This is a genomic window from uncultured Campylobacter sp., from assembly GCF_938045345.1.
Taxonomy (GTDB): Bacteria; Campylobacterota; Campylobacteria; order Campylobacterales; family Campylobacteraceae; genus Campylobacter_B.
Genome location: NZ_CALIMS010000059.1, coordinates 19753 through 34238, shown reverse-complemented (window position 1 = coordinate 34238; position 14486 = coordinate 19753). Strand labels below are relative to the sequence as shown.

General features: G+C 48.2%; 15 protein-coding genes. 4 read left to right on the top strand and 11 right to left on the bottom strand.

Going from position 1 to position 14486, the window contains the following annotated elements; genetic code table 11:
- Window positions 1-834: 834 nt before the first annotated feature.
- The 5 genes from Q0144_RS10275 to Q0144_RS10255 all read right to left on the bottom strand — a co-directional run bounded on the left by Q0144_RS10275 (window position 835) and on the right by Q0144_RS10255 (window position 4251).
- On the bottom strand, window positions 835-2094 hold the full coding sequence (locus Q0144_RS10275) for a hypothetical protein (RefSeq protein WP_298064025.1): 1260 nt from the start codon (window positions 2092-2094) through the stop codon (window positions 835-837).
- An 11-nt stretch (window positions 2095-2105) separates the two neighbouring features.
- On the bottom strand, window positions 2106-2366 hold the full coding sequence (locus Q0144_RS10270; RefSeq protein WP_298064020.1) for a DUF493 domain-containing protein: 261 nt from the start codon (window positions 2364-2366) through the stop codon (window positions 2106-2108).
- Entirely contained in the window at window positions 2344-2814 is a 471-nt protein-coding gene (gene moaC, locus Q0144_RS10265; protein WP_298064017.1) for a cyclic pyranopterin monophosphate synthase MoaC, read from the bottom strand. The genes Q0144_RS10270 and moaC overlap by 23 nt, the downstream gene beginning before the upstream one ends.
- 627 nt (window positions 2815-3441) lie before the next feature.
- The gene (locus Q0144_RS10260) at window positions 3442-3888 is read right to left on the bottom strand and encodes a hypothetical protein (RefSeq protein WP_005873031.1); all 447 of its coding nucleotides are present in this window, start codon (window positions 3886-3888) and stop codon (window positions 3442-3444) included.
- The gene (locus tag Q0144_RS10255) at window positions 3889-4251 is read right to left on the bottom strand and encodes a DUF1508 domain-containing protein (protein WP_298064011.1); all 363 of its coding nucleotides are present in this window, start codon (window positions 4249-4251) and stop codon (window positions 3889-3891) included. It lies immediately after the preceding gene.
- A gap of 116 nt (window positions 4252-4367) precedes the next feature.
- Here Q0144_RS10255 and Q0144_RS10250 point away from each other — a divergent pair, with 116 nt between their 5' ends.
- Window positions 4368-4847: a hypothetical protein gene (locus Q0144_RS10250; protein ID WP_005873035.1), complete on the top strand. Its 480-nt coding sequence runs from the start codon at window positions 4368-4370 to the stop codon at window positions 4845-4847.
- 95 nt (window positions 4848-4942) lie between these two features.
- Here the strand turns inward: Q0144_RS10250 and Q0144_RS10245 are convergent, their stop codons facing one another.
- Window positions 4943-5140 carry a hypothetical protein gene (locus Q0144_RS10245; RefSeq protein ID WP_298064008.1) on the bottom strand — a complete coding sequence of 66 codons (198 nt, stop codon included), beginning with the start codon at window positions 5138-5140 and terminating at the stop codon, window positions 4943-4945.
- Window positions 5141-5268: 128 nt separating this feature from the next.
- Here Q0144_RS10245 and Q0144_RS10240 point away from each other — a divergent pair, with 128 nt between their 5' ends.
- The 3 genes from Q0144_RS10240 (at window position 5269) to Q0144_RS10230 (ending at window position 8800) form a co-directional block, all read left to right on the top strand.
- Complete coding sequence (locus tag Q0144_RS10240) at window positions 5269-6111, top strand: DUF3737 family protein (RefSeq protein ID WP_298064005.1); 843 nt, start codon at window positions 5269-5271, stop codon at window positions 6109-6111.
- Between the two features lies 1 nt (window position 6112).
- Window positions 6113-7306 carry a MalY/PatB family protein gene (locus Q0144_RS10235; protein WP_298064002.1) on the top strand — a complete coding sequence of 398 codons (1194 nt, stop codon included), beginning with the start codon at window positions 6113-6115 and terminating at the stop codon, window positions 7304-7306.
- Between the two features lie 186 nt (window positions 7307-7492).
- A complete protein-coding gene (locus tag Q0144_RS10230; RefSeq protein WP_298064000.1) occupies window positions 7493-8800 on the top strand; it encodes a DUF3137 domain-containing protein in 1308 nt (435 codons plus the stop codon).
- Between the two features lie 666 nt (window positions 8801-9466).
- Here Q0144_RS10230 and Q0144_RS10225 read toward each other — a convergent pair.
- From Q0144_RS10225 to Q0144_RS10205, 5 genes are all read right to left on the bottom strand, one after another.
- Window positions 9467-10327 carry a cysteine ABC transporter substrate-binding protein gene (locus tag Q0144_RS10225; protein WP_298063998.1) on the bottom strand — a complete coding sequence of 287 codons (861 nt, stop codon included), beginning with the start codon at window positions 10325-10327 and terminating at the stop codon, window positions 9467-9469.
- A 20-nt stretch (window positions 10328-10347) separates the two neighbouring features.
- Complete coding sequence (locus Q0144_RS10220) at window positions 10348-11085, bottom strand: amino acid ABC transporter ATP-binding protein (RefSeq protein WP_298063995.1); 738 nt, start codon at window positions 11083-11085, stop codon at window positions 10348-10350.
- Window positions 11085-11741 carry an amino acid ABC transporter permease gene (locus tag Q0144_RS10215; protein ID WP_298063992.1) on the bottom strand — a complete coding sequence of 219 codons (657 nt, stop codon included), beginning with the start codon at window positions 11739-11741 and terminating at the stop codon, window positions 11085-11087. Before Q0144_RS10215 ends, Q0144_RS10220 begins: the two co-directional genes overlap by 1 nt.
- 2 nt (window positions 11742-11743) lie before the next feature.
- Window positions 11744-12397, bottom strand: coding sequence for an amino acid ABC transporter permease (locus Q0144_RS10210; RefSeq protein WP_298063989.1), 654 nt, complete (start codon window positions 12395-12397; stop codon window positions 11744-11746).
- 166 nt (window positions 12398-12563) lie between these two features.
- Entirely contained in the window at window positions 12564-13910 is a 1347-nt protein-coding gene (locus Q0144_RS10205; RefSeq protein ID WP_298064075.1) for a DASS family sodium-coupled anion symporter, read from the bottom strand.
- Between the last annotated feature and the right edge of the window lie 576 nt (window positions 13911-14486).

Here is a 14486-nt window from a genome sequence, read left to right as displayed (position 1 = left end):
TCTGCGCTCAAATAGAGCGGGGGTGCGGTTTTAAATTTACGCAACGATAAATCCGGTAGAATTTTATTTACACCAGGCGCTCGACCCGGGCGCAGCAAGATTGGTTTAAAATTTATGCGATCAAATCGTGCGATAAAATGGGCTCGGATGTCGCTATGATTTGAGGTGAGTCGCGCTAATCTTTGCAATGCAAAATTCTAATTGTTAGCTTAGTGGTAGCTCCTCACATCGCATCTTACGCTGTAGCGGAATCGCGTTTTATTAGAATTGAAATGATCACAGAAATGTCAAACGCCACAGACGTCTTTTCGTAGAATTTCATCTAGCGGAATTCCATTTGTGCGCGACAGGATAAAATTTCAAATTGCAAGTCGCACCGTATCATTTTGGATGGAATTTTAAATTTTACGCGTTTAGAATTTTAAAATTCGGCTACGCAAATCTACGCGATGAAATTTCAAGCTTGAAAATCCGCGCCGGCTTTGGAATTTTATATTCGTCACGTCAGCTATAAAATCTTACACTTAGAATTTTATCGTTGCGACAAGATTTGGTTGGACCGAGGTCTCGCATCGCCGTAGGATTTTTGGCGGCACGGAATTTTACAGCGCGCATCTAAATTTAGTTATGCAAAATTCGTAAAATTCTTTATCGGCATGGAATTTTACAGCGCCGTTAAAGCGCATAAAGAATTCTGCGCAGGCCTCGCAAACTCTAACGAAAGCTCCTTTCTTTTAGGGCACGCGAGCTTTAAGGCATGCTAGTCAATTTTGCAGCGCAAAGCAGTGAGCGCTGAGTGTTTACCGCTAGGGATTTTGCGCCTGCGGCGCCCATTTAGTCCTTTTTGGACTTTAGCTTGGCGATCGTTTCTTTTGCGGCCTCGTAAGCCTTAGCGCTCATTTCGCGCGCTCTTTCGCTTACGTTTTTAGCGACGTCGGAGCTTTTTAGCTCGGCAAATTTTTGGCTCATTTTCTTTTCAAATTCGCTAAGCTCTTTTTTGATTGCGTCGAGCTTCTCGTCCAGATCGAGGTTTTCGATGATTTTGGCGCTTTTTTGGCTCAGTTCTTGAGTGATTTCGCGCGCTTTGGCGCTCGCCTTTTTCGCGCGCTCGCCAAGCTCAATTTCGCCGATTTTGGCGCTTAGCTGCTCGGCAAGATCGCTTGAAATTTTTCTAAATTTAGCCAGGTAGCCGCCGAATTCTTCATCGGCGATCTTGGCGATTTCGCTTTTAGCGGGCTCCTCCGAGCTTGCGACCGCATCGCTTAAAACCGCGCTAAATAGCTCGCTCATCTGCGAAATTTGAAGTCTTTCGTTCTCTAGACTCTGTGCGTCGCTTACTGGCGAGAAACTTAGCTCGTCGCGGTATCTTTCGGCGGCTTTGTTTATGCCGTCGTAGCAGCCTAAAATCGCGCCTCTAATCAGCGCAGAGGCGGTATTTTTGCTCTCGTTTGCGACGAAAATCGCGCGATTTATGATGATTTTTGAAATTTCTTTAGTGCGGAATTTCGTAAATTCCCCGTCGCCGATAGCCGAAAATGCGATGTTTTTCGCCGTCTCGTGCGCGGTGTCCTCGATGTCGGTGCCGCTTTCGAGCACGCTTATGAAGGCCAGTTCGCTCGCTTCTTTCAGCACGTCCGCAAGCGGCAGTTTGCTCGCGATCGCTCGCTGTAGCGCCGAGCCTATACGTTCTTTTAGCTCTGTTTCGCTTGCGTTTTGCAGCGCCGTTTCTAGATCGTCGTAGCTGCGCAGAACAAGGGTTTTAATCGCCTTTTGCTTACAAGCGATCTTTTTGCGCAGATCGTCGTAGTCGTAGATAAGCTTGTAAAGAGCCTGCTCGTCCTCGTCGCACAGCGCCTTTTTAACGCCGTTAAGTAGGGCTTCTGCCGTCTCATCGCTAAGCGCGCCCGCGTCTTTTAACTCGGCTGCGAAGTCTAGGGTTAATTGCGTGCTTTTGGCGCTTTTACTCTCGTCGTCAAGCTCACACAAAGCCTTCGTGGCTTCTTGCAAGGCGAGCTCTTGCACATATGAGGCTAGCTCGGCTTGTGAAATTTGCGCGAGATCGGCGCCGAATTTTTTGATTATTGCTTCTTTCATTTCATCTCCTGTCACAATACATATTTAAAGTGGGCTTTTAAGCGCTCGAAAATTTCGTTTCGATGTAAGTCGTCTTTAACGAAAACGCTTACGTTGAAGCTCATGTATTTGCCGCCGTTTGAAAAGCGCGAAAAGTCTATTTTGTAATCTTCGCCCTTTAAAATTTCATCGATCTGCTCGCGCTTTTGGGTAGTCGTGTCTAGGACTACTTTGTATTCCCAAAAGAGTGGATAGTCGATTTTTGGCTTTTCAGCTCCTAATATACACGCCACTCTTGCCCCCCTCTTTGCGTTGCAGTACGACGTCGGTGATCTGCATCGACTTATCTATCGCTTTTAGCATATCATAAATCGTCAGTAGCCCCACGCTCACGCCCGTTAGCGCCTCCATCTCGACGCCGGTTTTGCCTGTGATTTTTACCGTTACGAAAAGCTTAAACGCGCACTCGCTCGCAAGCTCCTCAATATCGGTTTTAATCGAAGTAATCGTAAGCGGATGGGTCATTGGTATGAGTTCGCTCGTCTTTTTAGCGCCCATTATCGCGGCAACGACGGCGGTTTGAAGTACGGGACCTTTTTTCGCTGTGTTTTGCTTGACGGCGGCAAACGCCTCCGCGCTCATGCGGATGATACCGCTAGCGGTGGCTACGCGCTCGCTATCATCCTTAGTGCCGACATCCACCATGCGCGGCATATTGTTTTCGTCGATATGTGAAAGCATAAAATTTCCTTGCAGTTTTTGGCGGGATTATAGCAGAATTTCGGGCATAAAAAAAGCCCGAGCTTTTAAACTCGGGCTTCATACAAAAAGGAGGTTTTATCTTGTCGGACGAGAACGATTATACTACCTAAATAGTAAATAGAAATAAAATATATCCTTTTTAGGCGAACTCTTTCACGCTTAATTTATAGCCGTTTTTAAAATTTTGATGAAATTTGACTATATGCTTTGACGCGCTGCGCGGATATTTGAATGAGTAGCGAAATGAAATCGAGCCAAAGAGTGATTAAATTTGAAGCGGACGCTAAATGGCAAAGATAAAATTTAAAGCAGAGTTTTTGGTTATTTTGGCTCAATATAGACGCTCAAAAGAGCGGAGCAGGGCGCTATGTCGCGGCAGCATAAATAAAATGCTGCAAAGAAGCGGCTTAAATTCAATGCCTTTTTTGCTTTAAATTTAAATCCGCCTTAATTAAGCGCGAGGTTTTTGCGCGCAATGCAGCGTAAATTTAACCCTTCACGCGAGCGTTAAACGTTGCAGGCACGGATTAAAACGGATTAAAATAACGCGCGCAAATTTAAACATCGTCGCGCAAAATCCGGCCTGCATTTTAATTTTAGCCTCGTTTAAATTTTAAACGTTTTTAGCAGGCTGCCTAAGCTTAACCCCTTGTCTTCGCCGTTTGCGCCGCCTCCTAAAAGATCGCCCAAAAAGCTACTTGCGTCGTTGATATCGATTTTACCGTCGCCGTTAAGGTCGAGCTTGGCGCTTGCGATTTTGCCGATCAGCGCGCTAAAATCCACACCTTTGCTATCGACGGCGTTTGCTTGCACGTCCTCGCCGCCGCCCAAAAGTCCGCCCAGCATCGAGCCTAGCGAGCTAGATCCGCCGCTTTCGTTTTTGCTTAAAAAATTTGAGCTGATGCCCGCAATTATCGCATTTATCTGGTCGTCGGGCAGGTCCACGCCTAGAAATTTTTCGATAAAAGCGACCGGACCGCTTTGAAATTCTCTTAAATTTTTATCATCGCTTTTGAGCGCCGAGACCATATTTACAAGTCCGTTTATGTCCATTTACGCCTCCTTGATCTTGGCTTTCGGAGCCTGTTTTACGATAAGCTCTATTACTTTTAGAGCATCCGCTTTGGCTTCAAAATCTTTGCTAACGGCGATGATCTGTCCGTTGCTGGCCGTTAGACGGAAGCGAATCTTGTCTGCTTTATCGGTGTAAAGCTCAAATTTCGGATTGTTTAGCTTTTCTCTGCCCGCGATTTGATCCTCGATCTTATTTAGAGCGGCGTTTTTTGCGACGCTTTCGATACCGTTTTTGCAAGCGGCCTTGCTCGTGTAAACCTCCGAAGTACATAGCACGTGTCCGTCATAGAGTAGATCGAATTTGCAGCCGTCCTTGGCGTCTTTGATTAAAAACTCAGCCATTTTTCATCCTTTCGTAGAAGATATCGTTATTTTAGCTAAAATTTTAATAAATATTTTTAATAGGCGCGGAATTTTCTGCTAAAATTGCGCACAAATTTCATTTACAAAGGATCATAATGATAAAGGCTCTACGTTTTAGCTTGATTTTCGCTGCTACTTTAGGATTTGGCGCGGATGAGAGCGATGCATTATTTAAGGATATAAGGACGCGTCTGGGTTGCAATCTAGCCGCACAGGACTGCGAGACTAACGCGGGCGGGCAGAAGGCGCTCTTTAGCGTGGCGCGCCATCCGATCGAAGCGGGAGCAAACGAGCTAAAAATAAGCGGAATTTCGCGTGAGCTGAAAAATCCGAGCGTTAAAATTTCGGGCGTGAGTATGAATATGGGCAATGCGGAATTCCCGCTAAAGCGCAGTGCAGACGGCTATGAAGCGACGCTTGACGTTGCAGTGTGCACGCACGCCGTAATGCGCTACAAGCTTGAAATTTACGAGGATGGCGAGCCTAGCGGGCTTTTTGTGTATTTTGATCTACGAAAGCGTGCTACGGATCGAGACCGCGGCGAAGACGCGCACTCGCATCACCACGAGCATTAGACGCACCCCGTTTATGCGCGGGGTAAAATTTTGCGCTTTTCAGGCACGACGCTTTAGAGGAACTTGCACATTGATTGTAGAAAATTTTACAAATTTTATAAGGCGCCGCTTGCGATAAATTTTATGTATCTTTCGAGCGACGCACGTCGCGAGTGGATACGGGCGCCTGTGTGGCTCGCCATAACGACCTGGGCGCGCTTCATGGGCGTTTGCAAGCACGCCATTATAAAAAGCCCTGCGATTTGCCGCGCATTCGCCGCATATGTTTCGTAACCATTACTGAGGCACATCAAATTTAGCCCCTCGCCGCCTCTAAAATTTTAAAATTTTTAAAATTCGCTTGCGTTTCATACGCCTAAGCTACGCGGAATTTTGAAATTCCTTGTATAATCTGAAGCAAATTTTAAATCTAAGGAAAGCCATGCAAATATTAAGACAAAAGCACTTTAGCGGCGAGCGCGCGCTGTTTTGCGCAAAGGATCTGCGGATCGAAAATTCCGTCTTCGGCGAGGGCGAGTCGCCGCTAAAACACAGCGCAAATATCGTCGCGCAAAACTGTAAATTTGAGTGGAAATATCCGTTTTGGTATGCCGAAAATATCCGCGCGCAGGACTGCTTCTTCGACGAGATCGCGCGCGCAGGGATCTGGTATAGCCGTGGCGTGGTGCTAAAAGACTGCCTCTACGGCGCGCCCAAGGGGCTTCGCCGCGTAAAAGACGCCGCGTTGCAAAATGTGGAATTCCACGACGCGCAGGAGACTTTGTGGCACTGCAGCGACGTTACGCTAAAAAACGTCACCGCAAAGGGCGCGTATTTTGGGCTTGATTGCGAAAGCTTAAGCATCGAAAATCTATCGCTTTTTGGGGATTACTGCTTCGACGGCTGCAGAAACGTAACGATCAAAAATTCCAAACTCCTCTCCAAGGACGCGTTTTGGAACTGCGAAAATATCCTCATCGAGGACTGCTTCATCGCGGGCGAGTACTTCGGGTGGAATTCTAAAAACGTAACGCTACGAAACTGTAAGATCGAGAGCCTGCAGGGCTTTTGCTATATACAAAATTTACGCTTGCAAGACTGCGAGCTTATAAATACGACGCTAGCGTTTGAATACAGCGATGTGCATGCCGAGGTAAAAGGCGCGATCGATAGCGTCAAAAATCCAAGCAGTGGGTTGATCCGCGCAGAAAGCATCGGCGAGCTGATCCTAGACGGCTCGACCGACGCGTCTAAAATAGAGATCATCACTGAGTTAAGGGCGTAAGATGGGACTTTTTGATTTTATAAGTGGCAAGGAGAAATACGACTTCGACACTCTGCCAAACCGCCGCGGTACGAAGTCGCTTAAATGGGATGTTGGAGAGAATGAGCTTCCGATGTGGGTCGCGGATATGGACTTTGCCGTCGCGCCCGAGATCATCGAGGCTCTGCAAAAGCGGCTGAACGAGCGGGTTTTGGGCTATTCGATTATCGATGATGAGTGGCGCAGCGCGTATCAAGGCTGGTGGCTCGCGCGCCACGACTATGAAATCCAAAAGGAGTGGCTGATCTATGCTGGCGGCACGCTGCCTGCGATCGATTCGATCATCCGCAAGCTCACCTCGCCCGCCGAAAACGTGCTGCTGATGAGCCCGGTTTATAACTGCTTCTACTACTGCATCAAAAACGCCGCCCGCGTGCCGATAGAAAACGAGCTTGCCTATGCTAACGGCGATTATAGCATCGATTGGACGGATTTGGAGGCTAAGCTAGCCGATCCGCAGACGACGCTTTTTATCCTTTGCAACCCGCACAATCCGGTCGGCCGCACCTTTAGCAGAGAAGATCTTGCCCGCATCGGTGAGCTGTGCGAGAAGCACGGCGTGACGGTGCTTAGCGATGAGGTGCATTGCGATCTGACCGAGCCGGGCGTGCGCTACACGCCCTTTGCTGCGGCAAGCAAGAGCTGCGAGAGGATCTCGGCCAGCATAATCGCGCCAACCAAGGCGTTTAACATCGCGGGGCTGCAAAGCGCGGCGGTCTTTGTCGCGGATAAGCGCTTGCGTCATAAAATTTCAAAGGCGCTAAATTCCGACGACATCGCCGAGCCGAATTTTTTCGGCGTCCAAGGAGCGATCGCCGCATTTACGAAGGGTGCGCTGTGGCTGGACGCGCTGCGCGAATACCTCAGCGAAAATCGCAAATTCGCGACGGAATTTATCGCGCGTGAGCTTCCGCAGGTGCATGTCGTGCCGCAAGACGCGACTTATCTGATGTGGCTTGACGCGGGCGCTTACACGCAGGATAGCGCGGAGCTTGCGCGCTTCATCCGCGAAAAAACGGGGCTGTATCTCTCCTGCGGTGCGCAATACGGCAAGGGCGGCGAGAAATTTTTGCGCCTAAATATCGCGACTTCTAGGGCGCTGCTAAAAGACGGGCTAGGGCGGCTGAAAGAGGCGCTAAAGATTTGCCCGCATTAAGCAAGCTGCGGCGCGGCAAGGACGAAATTTAAAATTTATAACGGCTAAATCTAAGGCAGGCGCAGTAAATTTTAAAATTTATCACAGCAGGGCGCTAAATTTAGCGGCGATCAGGCGGCGGCGTGCGAACGTTTAAATTTACGCGCGGCAAAAACTAGCGCTTAAATGCGCTACAAAAGGCGGATTATGGATAGAAACGGCGATTTAGAGGAGCTTTACCTGCTTGAAAAACGGCGCGAAAAGCTCGCGCGCATTAGCAAGCTCGCCTCATTTTTGATAACCCTGCTGCTGCTCGGGCTTTACGTGTTTTTGAATACCAGAGCAGAGCTCGTCTCGTTTGATACAAACTGGCTCATAGTCGCGCTTTTCATCATCTTTCCCCTCTTAAACGGGCTGCTCTACCGCCTATTTTACAGCCTAAGCTTTGGCAAAAACGGCGGCACGCAGCACGCAAATTTCGATAAATTTAGCGGCTCCGATACGGCGCAAAATAGGGGCACGCTAGGGCAGAGCACGGCGCAAAATGGGCAAATTTTAAGTGTCGATGCGAAAGAGGGGCGGGTATTAAAAGCTGAAGTGGGTGAGGGCGGGAGCGAAAAAGACGGCGCGGGCGGATCAAAATTTAACTTTTTAGCCGATCTACAGAGCCTAGAGGATGAGCGTGCGGCGCTGCAAAAAGCGGTGAAAAAGGCCGGTCTCATCGCCGCTGTCGTAGGGACCAGCGTGGGCGCACTAGTGGCGCGCTTTTGGGACGAAGTGGCGCCCGGCGTATTTTTCGGCATCTCCGTTTATGGCGTCGTAGGCGCTCTTTTAACGGCGAGCAAAAAACGGAATTTTAGATCAAATTTCAAAAGCAGGATCGTCGCGAGCATCGCAAAAAGCTTCGGGCTTAGCTACGATGAAAGCGGCGGGCTTACAGCAGATGAGTTTTTTGAAATTTACGACTGCTACATAAACGAACAATCGAGCGAGGATATGATGAGCGGGGAGGTGCAGGGCGTGCCAGTGAGGTTTAGCGACTTTTACGCCGCCGAAAAGGTGCGCACCAAAAACGGCACTCGCACCGACGTAAAATTTCAAGGAGTGCTTTTCGTCGCAGACTTTCACAAAAGGCTTAACTGCGAGGTGCGCGTATGTCATAAAAACTCGCGAAATCTGCGCAAATACGGGCAGCGAGCGAATATGGACGACGTGAAATTTGAGGAATTTTTTGACGTCTATACGACCGATCAGGTAGGCGCCAGATACGCTCTTACGCCGCTTTTAATGCAGCGACTGACGGAGGTTTATCTAAGGCTGGGCTCGCAGATAAACGCGGTGCTAAGGGAGGATAAAATTTACGTGGCGATCGAGACCTGGCGCGATAATTTCGAGCCTAGAATCGACTGCTCGCTAAAGCAGGACGCTACTATGGCGCTTTACGTAGATGAGATCGGTGCGCTTGCGGGTATCGTGAGCGAGCTAAATTTGAACCGTAAAATTTGGAGCGAATGAAGTGGGCGGCAGCGCGGTGAAGTATGGCAGAGGCGGCTGCATACGGCCGTGGCGGCGCACAGATAGGACAAAGCGCGCGGGATCGTAGGCTTTGGTGGCAGCGGCGCGGATGCGTTGTGTAGCTGAGTGTGGAAATGGATGCGTTGCGCGGCTTATGCGTTTGGCTCTTAAATCGGTAGAGCAAATTTACCTGCGCGGAGCCTACAAGCTGCTTTGAGCTCTAATCAAAAGACAGGATGGGTGTGCGGTTAGTATCCGCATAAAATTTTGCAAGTCGTCTATAAAATTTTTATAAATTTCAGATTCGTTTCATGCGCGGCCGCTTGCGATTTATTGCTGCTTGTGCGGTATAAATTTTTACTGCACGAGCGGGTTGTATTAGAATTCTACTATCGCTTGAAATTTATGCCGCCGCGCGCGACTTAAATTTTGCCGAGACGATCTGCGCTAGGCTGTGTTTCGGTTCGGCTAAATTTACTCCGCGGCTAAATTTGTTGTGCGGAAGCAAAACTTTACCGCTAGATCGATAAATTTAGCTACCTATAAAAGCGCTCGCCGCCACTTTTGACATTTACAGCCGCCGTTCGGCAAAGATACGGCAGGCTCGTAGCTGCGAAGTTGCAGGGCTTGATAATTGCCCTGCTAAATTAGACGGCGAATCTAAATTTATAGCTTCCCGCCCTCGATTACGACGTCGTCAGCTTTGATGTCGTCGCCGTATACCGGCGCTAGCGTCGCATCGTAGTCGGCGTGGAAAAATTTCTCGCCCGCAAGCTTTACGATTAGATCGTCAAGCCATTTGCGAAGCTCGTCGTTGCCCTTTTTGACCGCAGGCGCGATGACGTCCTGATCGCCGAGCGAGCGAATGCCTACCTTAAAACCAGGGTTTGATTTCGTCCACGCAAACAAAAGCGTATTATCATGCGCGATAGCGTCGCCCCTGCCGTCCAGCATCGCACCGAAAGTCTCGGTATTTTGGTCAAATTTTAAAAGCTTAATCTCGGGGTGGTTTTTCGTAAAATACAGATCCGCAGTCGTGCCTTTGTTGATTAAAAGCGTTTTGTCCTTAAGCTGCGAAACGTCGGTAATATCGCCATTCGGGCTCGCGACGCCTAGAGCTACCTTCATATACGGCAGTGCGAAATCCACGACCTCTTTACGCTCTGGCGTGACGGTGAAATTTGCAAGCGTGATATCGACCTTATCCGACGCCAAAAATTCCGCGCGATTGGCGGCCTCTACGAGCACGAACTGAACCTTGCTCTCATCGCCCAAAAGCTCCTTTGCGATACGTTTTGCAAAATACACGTCATATCCCGCGTTTTTGCCCGTCTCGTCGATGTAACCAAACGGCGGCTTGTCGCCGAAAACCGCGATCCTTACTACGCCGCGCTTTTTAATCCCGTCGATATAACTTTGCGGCGCGGCGGAACCTTGTGCGGAATTTGAGGAGCCTTTGCCCTCGTCGTTGCAACCTGCGAAAAATAACGCAACTAAGATAAAAAGCGTGCTTAGCGTTTTTTTCATCTTTTCTCCTTTATTAAAATTTATTTTTTAAATTCGAACATATTTAGAAATTTCTTCGCGCGCTCGCTCTTTGGAGCGGTAAAGAAGGCCTCCGGTTCGTTAATCTCCACGATGCTTCCCTCGTCCATAAAAACTATGCGATCGGCTACGGCGCGCGCAAAGCCCATCTCGTGCGTCACGATTAGCATCGTTTGCCCCTCTTTGGCAAGATTTAGCATTACGTCGAGCACCTCGCGCACGATCTCTGGATCAAGTGCCGCGGTAACCTCGTCAAAAAGCATGATCTTTGGCTTCATCACAAGGCTTCTCACGATTGCGATGCGTTGCTTCTGCCCGCCGCTAAGCTCTTTGGGGTAGGAGTTTTCCTTATCCGCAAGACCTACGATCTTTAGCCATTCGCGAGCTAAAGCTATCGCGTCTTCTTTCGGGACGTTTTGTACCTTCATCGGGCCCAGGATTATGTTATGTAGCACGCTAAGGTGATCGAAAAGCTCGTAGCTTTGAAAGACCATACCGATCTTTTGTCTGATCCTGCGCCACTCTTTAAAATTTTGATCGATCCGCTCGCCCTCAATTATAAAATTTCCGCTTTGTATCGGCTCTAACCCGTTGATTGTGCGAAGTAGGGTGCTTTTGCCGCAGCCGCTAGGACCTAGGATCACCACGACCTCGCCCTGCGCGACGTCAAGACTGACGTCCTTTAACGCGTGCAACTCGCCGTAAAATTTATTGACTTTATCGATTTTTAAAATTTCCATCAGCTCCACCTGTTTTCTAATTTTTTCGAAAGCGCCGAGATCGGATAGCAGATCAAAAAATATACGAAAAATATCGCTCCGTAGATGATTAGTGGCGCGTAATTGTCGCGGAAGACATTCACTTCGATGATCTGCTGTCCGACCTTGACGAGCTCGATGACGCCGATTAGCACGGCGATCGAGGTTGTTTTTATCATCCTGCTGAATAAATTTATCGTTGCGGGCACTAGCCGCCTCATTGCAAGCGGCAGGATGACGTAGAGATAAATTTGAGATCTGCTAAATGCGAGCGCTTCGGCGCTTTCGAACTGATGCTTAGGGATACTAAGTACGGCGCCACGCACCAGATCCATCATCTCAAAAACGCCCCAGATGCTAAAGACGATGATCGAAGCCGCGATATTTGAGATGTGGATGCCAAATGCCTTGCTCGCGCCGAAATATACGATGAATAGCCAAACGATGGGCGGCATTATGCGCACGATCTCTAGGCAAATTTTAAGCGGGATGTATAAGGCTCTGCGCCCGGAGGCCATTAAAATTCCAAGTACCAAGCCTAGGCCGAGCGAAACCGCGATCGAGATGAACGCGATTTGCAGCGTGACCCCGAGCCCGCCAAGAAGCCTGATTAAATTTTCGCCGCTTAAGAGTTCCATCGCTAGCCTCTCATATACGCAAGGCGCTTTTCAAGCAGCGTAAGCGCTAGCGAAAGCGGCAAGATTATGATCAGATACGAAACGCTTAACATAAACAGCGCTTCGTTCGTCTTGTAATACAGCCCGATCACGTCCTTTGCGGCATAAACGAGATCGGCGAGTGCGACTATGCTAACGATCGAAGTTTCTTTGAGTAGAAATATGATGTTTGCGCTGATGGAGGGCAGGGCGATCGCAAAAGCGCGTGGCAGCACGACGTAAAATACTATCTGCGCCTCGCTAAGGCCCAGGCTCATCGCGCTTTCGATCTGGGATTTTTTTATTGCCTCAAAACCGAGCCTAAAGCTCTCGCTCATATAGCTTCCGCCCAAAAACGCAAGACCTACGATCGCGCAGGTAAAGCCCGAAATTTGAACGCCGAGCTTCGGCAGGCCGTAGTATAGAAAAAATAGCTGAATTAAAAGCGGAGTATTGCGCGATAGCTCGATATATGCGCCCACGAGCGGGCTTAGCAGCGGCAATCTTTTATATTTTATCAGAGTGCAGATAAAACCGATGATGATGGATAGTAAAATCCCGTAAAATGCGAGCTTTAGCGTTAAAATTCCCGCCTTTACAAACATCGGGCTAAATTTAGCTATAAAATCAAAATCCATAAATTCTTCTTTCCATAAAATATGCGTATTATACAGATAACTGATTAAAATAGTATTAAATTATAATTTTTTTATAAAAATTCCGAAAATTTAGGAGTTCAAAAATATATCTTATAAATATATTTAGTCCGAGCAGATACCCGGACTATAGAATTTTGACGGAATTTTACGAGTAAAAAATATACGCGTACCCCGAAACTAAAATCGCGGAAAATATCGCTAAAATTCCGCCGCTTCGTACCATCTCTATTTGTCGGATGCGTCCCGTACCGAAAACCAAAGCATTTGGCGGCGTCGCTACCGGCATTACGAAAGCGCAGCTCGCGCCCACGCCGATGATGATCGTAAGAGTTTCTTTCGGTAGTCCCATCTGAGCCGCTACACCCGCAAATACGGGCACTAAAAGCGCAGCAGAGGCGGTATTGCTTGTAAATTCCGTAAGGCAGATGATGAAAACTGCTGTTACCAAAAGTACGATGTAAGTAGGCGCTCCACCGAAAGTATGCGCGACTAGATCGCCAAGCACCTTAGAAGCTCCGGAATCGCCTAAAACCGCACTTAGCGTAAGTCCGCCGCCAAAAAGCAGCAGCACGCCCCACTCGGTGTTTTCGGCGATATCGTGCCACTTGGCAAGCCCTAGAATGACGATTACGACTGCCGAGCAGATGGCGACGTAAGCATCATCCACTTTAAAGCCCACAAGGGCTGAAATTTGCTTCGAAAATATCCAGCCAAGCGCTGTTAGAGCAAATACGACGATCGTAATAATGCGCTCGCGCGTCCAAGGGATATGCTCCAGATCCATCTCTATTTTATGACTTAAATTCGGCTTGAAAATTATATAAAGCACCATAAGCATTATTGGTAGCATCACGCACATTAGCGGTAAACCCACCTTCATCCAGTCTGCGAAGCTGTAGTGCAAGGCTTGAGCCACGATTAAATTTGGCGGAGATCCCACGAGCGTGCCCAAACCTCCGATGCTTGCAGAATACGCGATGCCTAAAAGCAAAAACACGAGCGTGCCGCGATCTTTGCTTTCGTCCATGTTGGCGCAAATTCCAAGCGCGATCGGAAGCATCATCGCAGCAGTTGCGGTGTTTGAAACCCACATCGAAAGGATTGCCGTAGCAAGGCAGATTAAAATCGCAGCTACACCCAAGCGACCGCCTGCGCGGGCGATTAGCCACATCGCGATCTTTTTATCGAGCTTTTGCATATGCAGAGCCGTTGCCAGAGCAAAACCGCCGAAAAAGGTAAAGATCGTAGGGTTTGCAAAATTTGCAAGCGTGCTTTTGATGGTGGCAGCCGTGAAAGTGCCGTCCTTAGCGAATTTACCAAGCCCTATAGCTACCGCAAGCACCGGCACCATAAGCGCGGTTACCGTGATATGCACGGCCTCTGTAAGCCACATAATCGCGATAAAAGCAAGTAGCGCAAGGCCTTTTTTGACATTAGGCTCAAATGGTAACGCGGTATATAGAGCAAAGCCTACTGCAGCGGCAATCGTCATAATGATGACGCCGCGCTTAGGAAACGGCACGGTGTCGGTGAGCCTGTCTAAACCCAGCTCGTCTACGTCCGAGTCCAGCGGCCCTTGTAAGCGGGAGTTGTGTAACTCCACTTTGTTTTCTTCCATAGATACTCCTTTTTTGGATTTGGCTTATGATACAAAAATGAGGCGGGAATTTTATAAATTCCAAATCAAATCGTCTTAAATTTTTAAAAGTGCAGTTACTATCGGTAACACGGCACTTATCTCGTGTGTAAATTTTAAATTATACATAAAAACGAACAACTAAATAGGCGATTTAAATTTTATCACAGATTGTTTTTTTAATGGTGTCCGGTGTTTAAATTTGCTAACTGCTCACGGGGAGGTGGCGTAGAATTTCGTCGAATTCCGTGCTGGCAAGCGAGATAGAATTCTGTCCTTAGCAAACGAGATAAAATTTTATCCAAGGCGAGTGAGATAAAATTCCAAGTCTTGTCGCGAAATTCATAGAAATTTCAAAAAAAGGATATTATAATCAGCAAATTTTAAACGCGCTTATGAGCGAGCTTGGCGGAAGACGCTTAAAGATAGCAA